The sequence below is a fragment of the Nocardia sp. NPDC047654 genome (assembly GCF_043205035.1).
Classification (GTDB): domain Bacteria; phylum Actinomycetota; class Actinomycetes; order Mycobacteriales; family Mycobacteriaceae; genus Nocardia.
The window spans coordinates 857,129-870,626 of record NZ_JBIDDF010000002.1 but is presented as its reverse complement, the minus strand read 5'-3'; the positions used below and the strand labels follow the sequence as shown (position 1 = coordinate 870,626).

General features: G+C 69.3%; 14 protein-coding genes. 4 read left to right on the top strand and 10 right to left on the bottom strand.

The window, feature by feature from the left end; translation table 11 throughout:
* The first annotated feature begins 85 nt into the window (after positions 1-85).
* Positions 86-1,081 (top strand): SMP-30/gluconolactonase/LRE family protein, encoded by a 996-nt coding sequence (locus tag ACGF7Y_RS12425; protein WP_393232631.1) that lies wholly within the window; start codon positions 86-88, stop codon positions 1,079-1,081.
* Positions 1,082-1,159: 78 nt separating this feature from the next.
* Here ACGF7Y_RS12425 and groL read toward each other — a convergent pair whose 3' ends face one another.
* Both groL and ACGF7Y_RS12415 read right to left on the bottom strand, forming a co-directional pair.
* Positions 1,160-2,785 carry a chaperonin GroEL gene (gene groL / locus ACGF7Y_RS12420; protein WP_393232628.1) on the bottom strand — a complete coding sequence of 542 codons (1,626 nt, stop codon included), beginning with the start codon at positions 2,783-2,785 and terminating at the stop codon, positions 1,160-1,162.
* A 213-nt stretch (positions 2,786-2,998) separates the two neighbouring features.
* A complete protein-coding gene (locus ACGF7Y_RS12415) occupies positions 2,999-3,292 on the bottom strand; it encodes a hypothetical protein (RefSeq protein WP_040870612.1) in 294 nt (97 codons plus the stop codon).
* A gap of 189 nt (positions 3,293-3,481) precedes the next feature.
* On the opposite strand from ACGF7Y_RS12415, the gene ACGF7Y_RS12410 reads away from it, so the two are divergent.
* Positions 3,482-5,539, top strand: a complete 2,058-nt coding sequence (locus ACGF7Y_RS12410) for an NAD(+) synthase (RefSeq protein ID WP_393232625.1) — start codon at positions 3,482-3,484, stop codon at positions 5,537-5,539.
* 59 nt (positions 5,540-5,598) lie between these two features.
* A complete protein-coding gene (locus tag ACGF7Y_RS12405; RefSeq protein WP_393232623.1) occupies positions 5,599-6,273 on the top strand; it encodes a suppressor of fused domain protein in 675 nt (224 codons plus the stop codon).
* On the opposite strand, the gene ACGF7Y_RS12400 is transcribed toward ACGF7Y_RS12405, so the two are convergent.
* The 7 genes from ACGF7Y_RS12400 to ACGF7Y_RS12370 form a co-directional block, all read right to left on the bottom strand.
* Positions 6,274-6,510, bottom strand: a complete 237-nt coding sequence (locus tag ACGF7Y_RS12400) for a hypothetical protein (protein WP_393232620.1) — start codon at positions 6,508-6,510, stop codon at positions 6,274-6,276.
* A gap of 5 nt (positions 6,511-6,515) precedes the next feature.
* Positions 6,516-7,241 carry a Clp protease N-terminal domain-containing protein gene (locus ACGF7Y_RS12395; RefSeq protein WP_393232618.1) on the bottom strand — a complete coding sequence of 242 codons (726 nt, stop codon included), beginning with the start codon at positions 7,239-7,241 and terminating at the stop codon, positions 6,516-6,518.
* A 55-nt stretch (positions 7,242-7,296) separates the two neighbouring features.
* Positions 7,297-8,385, bottom strand: coding sequence for an NAD(P)/FAD-dependent oxidoreductase (locus tag ACGF7Y_RS12390; RefSeq protein ID WP_393232616.1), 1,089 nt, complete (start codon positions 8,383-8,385; stop codon positions 7,297-7,299).
* Positions 8,386-8,466: 81 nt separating this feature from the next.
* Positions 8,467-9,387 carry an RNA polymerase sigma-70 factor gene (locus tag ACGF7Y_RS12385; protein WP_393232613.1) on the bottom strand — a complete coding sequence of 307 codons (921 nt, stop codon included), beginning with the start codon at positions 9,385-9,387 and terminating at the stop codon, positions 8,467-8,469.
* A 142-nt stretch (positions 9,388-9,529) separates the two neighbouring features.
* Positions 9,530-10,456: a CDP-alcohol phosphatidyltransferase family protein gene (locus ACGF7Y_RS12380; protein WP_393233157.1), complete on the bottom strand. Its 927-nt coding sequence runs from the start codon at positions 10,454-10,456 to the stop codon at positions 9,530-9,532.
* On the bottom strand, positions 10,456-11,184 hold the full coding sequence (locus tag ACGF7Y_RS12375) for a phosphatidylserine decarboxylase (RefSeq protein WP_393232611.1): 729 nt from the start codon (positions 11,182-11,184) through the stop codon (positions 10,456-10,458). Before ACGF7Y_RS12375 ends, ACGF7Y_RS12380 begins: the two co-directional genes overlap by 1 nt.
* Before the next feature lie 102 nt (positions 11,185-11,286).
* On the bottom strand, positions 11,287-11,559 hold the full coding sequence (locus tag ACGF7Y_RS12370) for a GlsB/YeaQ/YmgE family stress response membrane protein (protein ID WP_393232608.1): 273 nt from the start codon (positions 11,557-11,559) through the stop codon (positions 11,287-11,289).
* A gap of 221 nt (positions 11,560-11,780) precedes the next feature.
* Here ACGF7Y_RS12370 and ACGF7Y_RS12365 point away from each other — a divergent pair, with 221 nt between their 5' ends.
* Positions 11,781-12,809 (top strand): beta-ketoacyl-ACP synthase III, encoded by a 1,029-nt coding sequence (locus tag ACGF7Y_RS12365; protein ID WP_393232605.1) that lies wholly within the window; start codon positions 11,781-11,783, stop codon positions 12,807-12,809.
* Positions 12,810-12,892: 83 nt separating this feature from the next.
* Here ACGF7Y_RS12365 and ACGF7Y_RS12360 read toward each other — a convergent pair whose 3' ends face one another.
* The gene (locus tag ACGF7Y_RS12360; RefSeq protein ID WP_393232603.1) at positions 12,893-13,348 is read right to left on the bottom strand and encodes an SRPBCC family protein; all 456 of its coding nucleotides are present in this window, start codon (positions 13,346-13,348) and stop codon (positions 12,893-12,895) included.
* Positions 13,349-13,498 lie beyond the last annotated feature (150 nt).

The following is a 13,498-nucleotide window of genomic DNA, read 5'->3' as shown; positions in this document are numbered from 1 at the left end:
GACGATCATTAGAGTTCTAACTTAAATTTGGACACGTTCTTAAGTGTGAACATATTCGTCAGAGCGAACCCTAAGAGGTAGTCCGATGTCCCATGCCCTGTCCCGCCTGCTGTCGAGCCTGGCCGCAGGAAGCGCCTGCATCACGCTCATGGCCTGCGGCACCGGCGATACGCCGAGCAGCCCCGTCCACACCGCCTACGAACTGCCGGGCGACCACGTCTACCCGGAGGGGATCGCGGTCGACGCACGCACCGGAGACAGTTACGTCGGGTCCTACACCACCGGCGCCGTCTACCGCGCGACACCGGATGCCCATCGCGCCGAGGTCTTCCTGCCCGAAGGCGCCAACAACCACAAGACCGCCAACGGCTTGAAAGTCGACCCGGCCGGGCGGCTGTGGGTGACGGACTCGACCACGGGCGTCGCGGTGTACGACGTCGCGACCCGCGCCCTGCTCGCCGAGTTCACCGTGCCCGGAAGCGACCCCCGCTTCGTGAACGATCTCGCCATCACCCCGGACGGCACGGCGTATCTGACCGACAGCACGCGAGCGGTGGTCTATCGCGTCACTCCCGATCAACTGGCCGTCGCCAGAGCACAGGGCGGGCGCGGGGAACTGACTCCGCAGTTCGACCTGCGCTCCATCCTGCCGCCGATCGAGCCGGGCGGCTTCAGCCTCAACGGCATCGTCGCCGATCCGGCGGGCCGTTACCTGCTCACGGTCGACATGCCGCGCGGCGACCTGTACCGCATCGCGTTGACGCCGGAAGCGAATCCGATCAGCAAGGTCGCCCTGCGTGGCGGCGATCTCCGGCAGGGCGACGGGCTGGAACTGCGCGAGGGCACGCTGTGGGCCGTCCACAACACGACCAACACGATCAGCCGCTGGACCGTCTCCGACGACGGCGCCACCGTGACGCTGGCTCAGCAGCGCACCGACGAGGCGCTGGCCATCCCGACGACGCTGGCCCGCGCCGGTGACCGAACCCTGATCGTCTCCTCCCAATTCGACAAGGGCGGCCCGATGGGGCCCGGCAGCCCGAGGACGCCGTTCGCCGTCGTCACCCTCGACGGAATCTGACGCGCCGAAACGCCGGAAGCCGGCCCACCTCGCGGTGGACCGGCTTCCGGTTCGAACTGTGTTGCCGGGTGGCCGGACTCAGAAGTCCATGCCGCCCATGCCACCGGTCGGGTCGCCGGCGGGAGCGGCGGACTTCTCCGGCTTGTCGGCGACAACGGCCTCCGTGGTCAGGAACAGGGCCGCGATCGAAGCCGCGTTCTGCAGCGCCGAACGGGTGACCTTGACCGGGTCGGCAACGCCGGCGGCCAGCAGGTCCTCGTACTCGCCCGAGTCGGCGTTCAGGCCGTGACCCGCGGGCAGGTTCGACACCTTCTCCGCGACCACACCGGGCTCGAGGCCCGCGTTGAACGCGATCTGCTTCAGCGGAGCCGACAGCGCGACCCGCACGATGTTCGCGCCGGTGGCCTCGTCACCGGAGAGCTTCAGCTCCTCCAGCGCCGGAGCCGACTGCAGCAGGGCCACGCCACCACCGGCGACGATGCCCTCCTCGACGGCCGCCTTCGCGTTGCGAACGGCGTCCTCGATGCGGTGCTTGCGCTCCTTGAGTTCCACCTCGGTGGCCGCGCCCGCCTTGATCACCGCGACACCGCCGGCCAGCTTGGCCAGACGCTCCTGCAGCTTCTCGCGGTCGTAGTCCGAGTCGGAGTTCTCGATCTCGGTGCGGATCTGCTGAACCCGGCCCTTGATGGCCTCCGGGTCGCCCGCGCCCTCGACGATGGTGGTCTCGTCCTTGGTGACGACGACCTTGCGCGCCTGGCCGAGCAGCTCGACGCCCGCGCTCTCCAGCGAGAGGCCGACCTCTTCGCTGATGACCTCGCCACCGGTCAGGATGGCGATGTCGGCCAGCTGCGCCTTGCGGCGGTCGCCGAAGCCGGGCGCCTTGACGGCGACGGACTTGAAGGTACCGCGGATCTTGTTCACGACCAGGGTCGACAGGGCCTCGCCCTCGACGTCCTCGGCGATGATCAGCAGCGGCTTGCCCGCCTGGATGACCTTCTCCAGCAGCGGCAGCAGGTCCTTGACGGTCGAGATCTTCGAGCCGACCAGCAGGATGTACGGGTCCTCGAGGACCGCTTCCTGACGCTCCGGGTCGGTGACGAAGTAGCCGGAGATGTAGCCCTTGTCGAAGCGCATACCTTCGGTGAGCTCCAGCTGGAGCCCGAAGGTGTTGCTCTCCTCGACGGTGATGACGCCTTCCTTGCCGACCTTGTCCATGGCCTCGGCGATCAGCTCACCGATGGACGCGTCGCCTGCCGAGATACCGGCGGTGGCGGCGATCTGCTCCTTGGTCTCGACCTCCTTGGCGGTGTCGAGCAGCTTGGCGGTGACGGCCTCGACGGCCTTCTCGATGCCGCGCTTCAGGCCCAGCGGGTTCGCGCCGGCCGCGACGTTGCGCAGACCCTCGCGCACCAGCGCCTGGGCGAGCACGGTCGCGGTGGTGGTGCCGTCGCCCGCGACGTCGTCGGTCTTCTTGGCGACTTCCTTGACCAGCTCGGCGCCGATCTTCTCGTACGGGTCCTCCAGCTCGATCTCCTTGGCGATGGACACACCATCGTTGGTGATCGTGGGAGCGCCCCACTTCTTCTCCAGGACAACGTTGCGACCCTTGGGGCCCAGCGTCACCTTGACCGCGTCGGCGAGGCTGTTGAGGCCCCGCTCGAGGCCGCGGCGGGCCTCTTCGTCATACGCAATTGTCTTGGCCATGGCGTTGTTGAGATCCTCCATGTGGATGGCTGACACACAGGACGACCGCTGGTCGGGTCGCCCCAGTTACGCTGGCCAGGTTCGGTGCCCGCGACGGACGACCGAGGGTGTCTACGGAACCCGGTCTCACCGTCCCGACCTGGCACTCACCGATAGGGAGTGCCAAAAGCATTTTTAGCACTCGAGGGTGGCGAGTGCAAGGTCCGCGCCGGGCTAGCGCCGGTCGTCCACGCGAAAGACCAGCGCGACGAACGCGTCGGTGCGCCGTTCCTCCGGCGTGCGGGGCTCTCCGCCCTCGACGGTGACGAGCTCGGCATCGTGCAGCAGCAACTCCGCCTCCACCCGCATGATGGCGCGAATGAACGGCGGGGCGACGTCCGGCGGAAGGTCGCCGTTCAGCACGTAGCTGCCGTCCGGTTGGGACTCGGTGGACACATACGAAAGCGCGCGCAGCAGATCTGCGCGCCGTTCCCCCGCTATTAGGTCGGAATCCGTTTCATCCGCCATTGCTATAGCTTAGCCGCCGGCGGTTCACATCTCCGGCCGGACGATTCGCGCCTCCCGCCCCCGTCAGCAGAAGTGCAGGTCACGAGGCCGCTGCCGGGTCATCCGCAGAATCGCCGCCGCGCCCCCTCGCCCGTGGCGGCGTAGATTCCGAGGGGATCATGATCGACCTCAGCCCGGAAGGGGACGCGGGTGACCGACCTGCCGTTCGATTCGCTGTACCGGCACGGCTTCGCGCGGGTGGCGGTCGCGGTCCCCCGGGTACGGGTGGCCGACCCCGCCTACAACGTCGAGCAGACCGTGGAGCTGGCCGGGCGGGCCGCGGCGGCCGGTGCCGTGCTGACGGTGTTCCCCGAGCTGGGACTCTCCTCGTACACCGCCGACGACCTGTTCCACCAGGACGCGCTGGACGCCGCGGTCGAGGCGGCGCTGGCCCGGCTCGTCGCGGCGAGCACGGATATCGACACGGTGCTCGTGGTGGGCGCCCCGGTGCGCGCTCACCACCGGTTGTTCAACTGCGCGATCGCGATCTGCCGTGGCATCGTGCTGGGCGTCGCGCCGAAGAGCTACCTGCCGAACTATCGGGAGTTCTACGAGAAACGCCAGTTCGCGGCGGCGCGGGAGGTGCTGGAGGATCACGTCACCGTCGCCGGGCACCGGGCGCCGTTCGGCTCCGATCTGCTGTTCCGGGCGAGCAATCTGGACGACTTCGTCTTCCACCTGGAGATCTGCGAGGACGGGTGGGTTCCGTTGCCGCCCAGCGGCTTCGCCGCGCTGGCCGGGGCGACCGTGCTGATCAACCTGTCCGCGAGCAATATCGTGATCGGCAAGGCGGACTACCGGCGATCGCTGTGCACCTCGCATTCGGCGCGCTACCTCGCGGCGTATCTGTACTCCGCCGCCGGAACCGGGGAGTCGACGACCGATCTCGCCTGGGACGGGCAGGCGCTGATCTGCGAGAACGGCGACCTGCTCGCGGAGGGCGAGCGGTTCTGCGATCATCCCCAGCTGGTCACCGCCGACCTGGACCTGCGCCGCCTCGCCGCGGATCGTCTGCGCACCACCAGCTTCGCCGACAACGTGCACGACCACCGCGACCGGCTGGCCGCGCTGCGACGCATCGACGTGCGGCTGCCGATCCCCGAGAACCCGGTCGCACTGGAGCGCGAGATCGAGCGCTTCCCCTACGTTCCCGCCGACCCGGCGCTGCGCAACGAGCGCTGCGCCGAGGTGCACCACATCCAGGTCGAGGGCCTGAGCACGCGGTTGCGCGCGACCGGCACGCAACGCGTGGTGATCGGGGTATCCGGCGGCTTGGACTCCACCCAGGCGCTGATCGTCGCGGCCAAGACGATGGACCGGCTCGGCCTGCCGCGGGCGAACGTGCTGGCCTACACCATGCCCGGCTTCGCGACCAGTACCAGGACCAAGACCGACGCGCACCGGCTGATGGCCGCCCTCGGCGTCACGGCGCGCGAGATCGACATCCGCCCCTCGGCCACACAGATGCTGCGCGATCTCGGCCACCCGGCCGCCGACGGCGCGCCGCAGTACGACATCACCTACGAGAACGTGCAGGCCGGTGAGCGGACCTCGCACCTGTTCCGGCTGGCCAATATGCACGGCGCGCTGGTGGTGGGCACCGGCGACCTCAGCGAACTGGCGCTGGGCTGGTGCACATTCGGCGTCGGGGACCATATGGCGCACTACAGCGTCAACGCGTCGGTGCCCAAGACGCTGATCAAATACCTGATCGCCTGGGCGGTGGACACCGAGCAGCTCGGCGCGGAAGCGGGCGAGGTGCTTTCGTCGATCCTGCGCACCGAGATCTCCCCCGAGCTGATCCCGAACGCCGACTCCTCCGCACCGGGCCAGAGCTCGGAGGCAACCGTCGGCCCGTACGAATTACAGGACTTCCACCTCTATTACCTGTTGCGTTTCGGCTACCGCCCCAGCCGCGTGGCCTATCTGGCCAGGCACGCCTGGTCCGATGCCGCCACCGGCCGCTGGCCCGACCTCGTCCCCGCCGATCAGCGCAACGTCTACGACCTCGCCACGATCAAGCACTGGCTGGGTGAGTTCCTGCTGCGCTTCGTGCAGACCAGCCAGTTCAAGCGCTCGACGCTGCCGAACGCGCCGAAGGTCGGCTCCGGCGGTTCGCTCTCGCCGCGCGGCGACTGGCGCGCGCCCAGCGACGCGTCCGCGGCGGCCTGGCTCGAGGAACTCGCCCGCGACGTGCCGGATGCCTGAGGCGTCGCGGCGCTCGACGCCCCGACTACGGCCGGATGCGCCCTGCCTATGGTGGCTGCGTGAGTGAACGACCCGGCTGGGATGCGATCGATGATGCGTTGCGGCCGCTGTACGGCGATATCGAGCCCTTCCACTGGGCATCCGACCACCCGTGGTCCCTCGGCGGGTCCGACCCGCTCGACGGGATCAGCGCGTACTCCCGCGCCGACCCGGTGCCGCACTGGCATTACATCAGCTACGGGATGACCGAGCTGCACGAGAAGGAGTGGGACGACCCGGCGGAGTCCGGCTGGGGCTTCGAATTCACCTTCCGGCTGGCGCGCGGGCCCGAGGACACCGAACCGCCCGCGTGGCCGGCGAATTTCATGCAGAACCTGGCCCATTACGTCTTCCAGTCCGGCAAGTGGTTCGAACCGGGACACACCATCAAAACGAACGGGCCGATCGCGGCCGACCACCCCGACTGCACCTGTCACGCCGTCTGCTTCACGACCGACCCCGAACTGGGCGCCGTCGACAGCACGAACGGCCGCGTGCGGTTCTTGCAGATCGTCGGGCTGACCATGCCGGAATACCGTGCGGCACAAGGAGGACGCGGACTGTCCCTGCTCGCCGAGCTGGAACCGCGACTACCTCTCTACATCACCGACATCCACCGCGAGCCGCTGGTCGCCGAGCCGAAACCGCAGGCCCGGTGGCCCCGGTGGGGCGGCGGCCTGGCCGGGCGCGGGTGATCAGGCCGCTCGGGTCGTGTGGTGCTCGACCGAAGCGGCCCGGCCCGGCCCGCGGATACCGGCTCCCCGGGTGCGCAACGCCCGGCGATGACGCGCCCGCGCGGCGTGCGCGCCGCGCACCCCGTTGAGGACGTCGCGGATGCGGTGACCGGCAGCCGATCGCCGGACCACGGCGGACATCGGTAAGCCCACCGCGAGGGCGAGTGCGATCCGCGCACGGAACTTCCCGCCACCCATGAGGATCAGGATTTCTCGGAGATGATGGACGCCAGCAGTTCGCCCAGATGCGTTTCGGCCTTTGCCTTGTCGACGCCGAGATCGCTGAGCAGACCGGCACCGTTCTCCTGCTCGAGCAGGGCGAGCAGGATGTGCTCGGTGCCGATGTAGTTGTGCCCCAGCCGGAGTGCCTCCCGGAAGGTGAGCTCGAGGACCTTCTTGGCCTCCGCGCCGAACGGCACCAGTGCGGGGACGTCCCCCTCACCCGGCGGCAGGGACGCGGAGGCGGCGGCGGAGATCGCGTCGACGGCGACGCCTTGGTGAACGAGTTCGTGCACCGCGAGGCCCTGCGGTTCGGTGAGCAGCCCCAGCACGACGTGCCCGACCGAGATCTCGCGGTTGCCCGCCGCGCGCGCCGCCTCCTGCGCCGCCATCACTACCGCCCGCGCCCGCGGAGTGAAGCGCGCGAAGCCCGCGTTCGGGTCCATGGCCGCCGCCGCGCCCGGCTCGGGCACCTTGGGCACGAACCGCTTCTGGGCGGCCTGCTTGGTGACGCCCATGCTGGCGCCGATGTCGGTCCACGAGGCGCCGGAGCGCCGGGCCTGGTCCACGAAGTGGCCGATCAGGTGGTCGGCCACTTCGTCGAGGTGATTCGCCACGACAACGGCATCGGACAGTTGCTCGAGCACGTTGTCGGGACGGGCTTTCTTGATGCCGTCGATCAGGTCGTCGAGGCGGAATTGTGCGGTCATACGTCAACCATAAGTTGACGATGATCCACCGTCAACCGTTAGTTGACGATTGGATTCATGGGCGCGCCGCCCCCGCCGCGAAGCGCACGATGCGCTCCTTGACCCACGCCGCCGTCCGCCCGGTCAGCACCGTCCGAGCCGGTGCGTCGTCGGCGCGCACGGCCTGCACGACTCCGTCTCCGCGGCCGAGGCTGAGGCAATGGAGCACATAGCGGAACCGGAGCTCCTTCGGCTCGCGACCACGCATCCGCGCGACGACGGCATCGGCCGCGTGTTTGCCGGTGGGCAGCGCCGTGGCGCATGCCATGCGCAGATCTCGCCCGCCAGGTCCCGCGATGACGGCGGCGTCACCCGCGGCGAAGATGTCCGGGTGCGACATCGAACGCAGGGTGGCGTCGGTGCGCACCCGGCCGTCGGAATCGACCGCCAGACCGGAGCGGGCGGCCAGGTCGGGCACCCGGAAACCCGTGGTCCACACCGTCGCCGCGGCCTCGACCAGCGAACCGTCGGCCAAGCGCGGCCCCTCGGACGTCACTTCGATCACCTTGGCGCCGGACACGATCTCGACGCCGAGCCGCTCCAACGTCCGCCTGATGTGCGCCTGCGCCCGCGGCGAGAGCCAGGCGCCGGGCTCCTCCGACCCGAGCAGCAGCACCCGGGTCCCCGGCCGGGATTCGGCGAGTTCCGCCGCCAGTTCGATGCCGGTCGCTCCGGCACCGACGATCGCCACCGGCCCGCCGAGGTCGGACAGGTCGCGCACGTCGTCCTGCGTCGCAATGGAATACGCGTGTTCGGCGACGCCCGGGACGCTCTGGACATCGGCGATGCTGCCGAGGGCGTAGACCAAGGCGTCGTACTCGACCGCGGGCCCCGCGTCGAGCACTACGCGCTTCGCGACCGTGTCGATCTCCGTCGCCAGGGCGCGCACGAAGTCGATATCCCTGCGTTCCAGTGATTCCCGCAGGTCCAACGCGGCGATCCGCTGCCCGGCCGCCCGCTGGTGCAGTCGCACTCGCTCGACGAACGACGCGTGGGCGTCCACCACGGTGATCCGGGCGTTCCCCGCCGTGCGAGCGAGCCTGCGTGCCGCCGCCAGCCCCGCGTACCCGGCGCCGAGGACGACGATCCGATGCTGTCCGGTCATGATGTGGCTCCTTTCGATCGGCCATCACCCTTCAGACCGGACAGCCCCCCGATTGCTGACAGTCCCGCGCCGTGAAGCGCGTCACAGCGGACGGCGCGGCCGGTCCGGCAGCGTGCCCACCGAACCACCCGAGCCGGCGAAATAGGCCAGCTTGTCCGGGTTGAGGATCAACCGCAGGGCGGTGACCAAGCCGTCGGCCGCATCGATTCCCAGCACGACCAGCGGCGCACCGTTTACCCGCGCGACGACGGCGGGCGCGCCGTTGACCTCTTCCACGAGCAACCGCGTCCCCGGCACCTCCCAGCGCAACAGACCCGCCAGGTACCGCGCCACCTGATTCGCGCCGTGTATCGGCCGCCGCGCCGCGGTGATCTTGCCGCCGCCGTCGGCCGTCGCGATCACGTCGGCGGCGAGCATCCGCTCCAGCGACGCGATGTCACCGTCGCGCGCCGCCTTCAGGAATCGTTCGATCAGCTCGCGGGCGTGCTCCGGCGGAATGCCGAAGCGGGCCCGGCCTTCTCGCACGCGCTGGGCCGCCCGGCGGAAGATCTGTTGCGAGTTCGACTCGGTGACGTCGAGCATGTCGGCGATCTCGCGATGCGCGTATCCGAATGCCTCGCGCAGCACGAAGACGGCGCGCTCGACCGGGGTCAGCCGCTCCAGTGCCGTCAGCAGCGCGAGCGAGACCTGTTCGCGCTCCTCGACGGTCTCCAGCGGGCCGAGTTCGCCGCGCGCGGTCGGCACCGGCTCGGGCAGCCACGGCCCGACGTAGCTCTCCCGCCGCGCCCGCGCCGAAACGAGCCAGGTGCGGCAGAGATTCACCAGCGCGGTGGTCAACCACGCCTCAGGGGAGCGGATACCGGCTCGGTCGACGCCGTCCCAGCGCAGGTAGGTCTCCTGCACCGCGTCCTCGGCCTCACTCGCCGAGCCGAGCATCCGGTAGGCGAGCGCGAACAGGCGCGGCCGATGCAGTTCGAATTCCCGCAACCCGTCGGACTCCATCGCTGTCCCGCCTCTCCGAGTATTCAGGCCGTACCTGTCGGTGCCGCGAGATCCGCGTGCAGGTCCCGCGTTCGGCGCCGCTCGGGCTTCGGGCGTACCCGACGAGTTCCCCATGTGCTCACGAGATCGATTGTCCGTCCGACTAATCGGCATCCCGCGGCGGATGGCCGTTCTCGCGTTGCTTCGCCCCGGGTCGGCGCAGGCGCAGACGCGCCGAGCCGCGGATCGCCGGACGCGGGATGGCTGGACGCCGGATCGCGGGCAGCCGCCGGTTCGCCCGCCGTTGCGCACGCCGCTCGGCGGGTTTGTGCGTCCACGTCTCCGGACGCGCGGCCACCCAGCGCTGGGAATGCCAGGCGAACGGGATATGTCCCAGGTACAGCACGACCAGCACCAGCAGCAGCACGATCGGATAGGTGACCAGCGCCGCCGCGGCGAGCGCGACCAGCACCAGCAGCCCGGCCGCGGCCTGCGGCGCCACCGACACCGATTTCATGGCCAGCGTCGGGATGGTGCTGACCGCCAGTGCGGCCGCGAACACCGTCCACGCGGCGACCTCGTAGAAGCCGACCCACCAGCCGTCGCCGAACTGCACGAACAGCGCCACCGGAACCATCGCGATGAGCGCGCCCGCCGGGGCGGGCACACCGACGAAGTACTCCCGTGCCCAGTCCGGCCGGTTGTCCTCGTCCATCAGGGTGTTGAACCGCGCCAGGCGCAGCACGATGCTGACCGCGAACAGCAGCGCGACGATCCATCCCACGCTATTGCTGCTGAGCAGCGTCACATACAGGACGAGCGCGGGAGCGACGCCGAAGGAGATGGCGTCCGACAGCGAGTCCAGCTCGGCGCCCATCTTCGTGGTGGCGTCGAGCATCCTGGCCAGCCTGCCGTCGAGGGTGTCCAGTACGGCCGCCGCACCGATCATGGCCAGCGCGATACCGAGTTTGCCGTCCAGGCCGAACTTCACCGCGGACAGCCCGGAGCACAGCGCCAGGATGGTGACGATGCTGGGCAGCAGCCGGATGCTCCGCCGCCTGCGCCGCTGGGTGGGTACCGCCGCTTCCATCACGCGTCGGCGGGTGAGCCGAGCACAGCGAGCACGGTCTCGCCGCCGATAGTGCGCTGGCCGGGCTGGACGAGTAGTTCGGTGCCCGCCGGGAAGTAGGTGTCGACCCGCGAGCCGAAGCGGATCAGGCCGTAGGTGTCCGCGATGGTCAGCACGTCGCCGGCCTGGGCGTCGCAGACGATCCGGCGCGCGAGCAGTCCGGCGATCTGCACCACCACGACCTGACTGCCCTCCGGCGTCTCCAGCACCATGCTGTTGCGCTCGTTCACCGAACTCGCCTCGGGCAGGTCAGCGGAATGGAATTGTCCCGGCTGGTGCAGCACCGTGCGCACGACGCCGGAGACCGGCGTGCGCTGCACGTGGACGTCCAGCACGGACAAGAAGATGCTCACCCGCGGCAGCGGCGCGTCACCGAGACCCAGCTCGGCGGGGGGAGCGGCGGTGTCGACCAGCGCGATCTCGCCGTCGGCGGGGGCGACCACGACGCCCGGCCGGTTCGGCGGCACGCGATGCGGGTGACGGAAGAAGGTCGCGCAGGCCGCCGCGGCGAACAGACCCGTGCGCCGCACCCATTTGCGCTTGCCGCCGACTACGGCGACGGCGAGAGGTGCGGCGACGAACGGGAGCCCGGCGGGATGCAACGGAGGGATCGCGTTGCGGACCAGGTCGACGACATGGCCGACTCCGGTCGTTTCAGGCGTGCCGGGCGGGGTGGGACGGCGGGCCACAGGCTCCTCTTTCGTGCTCGATGCAAACGGGTTGCGCCTACCCAACGATAGGCCGGGCGCAAGCGTTCACACCTTACGGGAAGGAGCCTGTGGCACGCGCGGTCACGACCTGACCCGGGACCCCGTGACCAGTCGCACCAGGAGCAGCAGGATGACCGCCCCAGCCAGGCAAGTGAAGAAGCTGAACCAGAGCCCGCCGCCCTCGACGTCGACTCCGAACAACTTCAGAAGGAACCCACCGAGCAGGCCGCCGACAATGCCGACGACGATGTTGAGCAGAATGCCCTGCTGGGCGTCCGTCTTCATGATCTTGCTGGCGATCCATCCGGCAAGACCGCCGATGATGATCCATCCGATAATCCCGAGACCGAGCATGGTGTCCTCGCATCCTAGTTGGGCCACGCCTCGTACAGCGGTGGCGTGCGAGGACGAGATACCCACCGATTGTCGGAATACGCGCGGCAGATGAGCGACTTTCAAGCTAATATGAGGAAGCCTCATGTCTATCTCGCTGATGGGCAGTGGCTGATGAGGGACCGATTTCGATGCTTCGGGGAATCCCCGGCGGCGCCGCCGCAGGTACATAGGAGACGCAGATGGCTGCTCGAATCGCCCAGACCACCGGGGCAGAGCACACGGCGATCCTCGGGCTCGGCGTTTACCGCCCTGCTCGAGTGGTCACCAACGACGAGGTGGCGGGTCCGATCAACTCGAGCGACGAGTGGATCCGGACCAGGTCGGGCATCAAGACCCGGCGGTTCGCCGACGAATCGGAGACCATTCAGAGCATGAGCGTCGCGGCCGCGCGCGGCGCGCTGGAGTCCTCGGGCATCGCGGTGGACCAAGTCGATTGCGTGATCGTTGCTACGTCGACCCATCTGTTGCTGACGCCGGCCGCCGCCCCGCGCATCGCCACCGAACTCGGCATGAACGGCGCCGCCGCCTTCGACGTCTCGGCAGGCTGCGCGGGCTTCTGCCATTCGATCGCGCTGGCGTCGGACCTGGTCCGGGCAGGCACCGCAGCCCATGTGCTGGTGATCGGCGTGGAGAAACTGACGAACACGGTCAATCCGACCGATCGCTCCACCGCCTTCCTCTTCGCCGACGGCGCGGGCGCGGTGATCGTCGGCCCCTCCGACGAGCCGGGCATCGGCCCCACCGTCTGGGGCTCGGACGGCACCCAGCACCACGCCATCCGGCAGGACAAGGACTGGATGGAGTACTTCCACGAGATCGACGAGAAGGGCCTGGACGCGGTGCGGCCCTATCTGGCCATGGAGGGCACCGCGGTGTTCCGCTGGGCCGCCCACTCGCTGGAGAAGGTCTGCCGTGACGCCATCGACCGCGCGGGCCTGTCCCCCGAGGACCTGGACGCGATGATCCCGCACCAGGCCAACGGCCGGATCATCGAGATCATGGCCCGGGTGCTGAAGTTGCCGGAGCACTGCGCGCTGGCCAACGACATCGAGGAGGCGGGCAACACCTCGGCCGCCTCGATCCCGCTGGCCATGGAGGCGCTGCTGCGCAAGGGCGAGTCGAAGCCGGGCGACACCGCGCTGCTGATCGCGTTCGGCGCCGGCCTGTCCTACGCGGCTCAGGTCGTGAACCTGCCCCATTGGAAGTAGGCCGCTCGCGGCGCTCGCCGCGGTGACACCACCGCGGCGAGCGCCGCGTGACGCGCATTCCGGTCGCCTGGCGCGACCCGTGCTCAGGCGCCGGCTTCCACCGCCGTCTTGATCTTGCCCAGCGTCTCGTTCATGCCGCGCACCAGCACTTCCTCGAAGGGGGCCTCGCCGCCGAGCGCGGCCTCGATCGCCTTGCGGGAGAACCAGGTGGTGCCGTTGGGCACGTCCCGCCGCTCGATCAGCCGCGTGCCGGACTCGGTCGGTTCCAGGGTGTAGCTCCACACCGTCCGGTTCTCGTTGACCCGGAAGGCGAACGCCCGGTTCGGCTCGAATCGCACGATCCGCGAGGTGGTCGGCCAGTATTTCTTGCCGTCGCGATTGAAGTTGAGCGTCCAGGCGCCCGCCTTGGGCGAGCCGAGCGTCAGCATGCGCACGCACTGCGGGCTGAACTCCGGCATCCGCTTCAGATCGGAGACCACCGCCCACACCCGCTCCGGGGGCGCGGAGATGTCGATGCTGGCTTCGAGGTTTTTCGGCAACGCTGCCTCCGGATACGAGTGACGGACCGACGGCCATCCGTCCGACCGCGGTGGTACTGGTCACGCACATTTTAAACGGACGGGCAGTTGCGTCACATTTCCGCCACTCGCGCCCCGGCCGCTGTAATGAACGGCGCACAATCGCAGATA

Bases quoted from the DNA above. Each gene is read 5' to 3' on its own strand.
- ACGF7Y_RS12425 (WP_393232631.1), top strand. From the start codon at position 86: ATGTCCCATGCCCTGTCCCGCCTGCTGTCGAGCCTGGCCGCAGGAAGC.
- groL (WP_393232628.1), bottom strand. From the start codon at position 2,785: ATGGCCAAGACAATTGCGTATGACGAAGAGGCCCGCCGCGGCCTCGAG.
- ACGF7Y_RS12415 (WP_040870612.1), bottom strand. From the start codon at position 3,292: ATGGCGGATGAAACGGATTCCGACCTAATAGCGGGGGAACGGCGCGCA.
- ACGF7Y_RS12400 (WP_393232620.1), bottom strand. From the start codon at position 6,510: ATGGGTGGCGGGAAGTTCCGTGCGCGGATCGCACTCGCCCTCGCGGTG.
- ACGF7Y_RS12395 (WP_393232618.1), bottom strand. From the start codon at position 7,241: ATGACCGCACAATTCCGCCTCGACGACCTGATCGACGGCATCAAGAAA.
- ACGF7Y_RS12390 (WP_393232616.1), bottom strand. From the start codon at position 8,385: ATGACCGGACAGCATCGGATCGTCGTCCTCGGCGCCGGGTACGCGGGG.
- ACGF7Y_RS12385 (WP_393232613.1), bottom strand. From the start codon at position 9,387: ATGGAGTCCGACGGGTTGCGGGAATTCGAACTGCATCGGCCGCGCCTG.
- ACGF7Y_RS12380 (WP_393233157.1), bottom strand. From the start codon at position 10,456: ATGGAAGCGGCGGTACCCACCCAGCGGCGCAGGCGGCGGAGCATCCGG.
- ACGF7Y_RS12370 (WP_393232608.1), bottom strand. From the start codon at position 11,559: ATGCTCGGTCTCGGGATTATCGGATGGATCATCATCGGCGGTCTTGCC.
- ACGF7Y_RS12365 (WP_393232605.1), top strand. From the start codon at position 11,781: ATGGCTGCTCGAATCGCCCAGACCACCGGGGCAGAGCACACGGCGATC.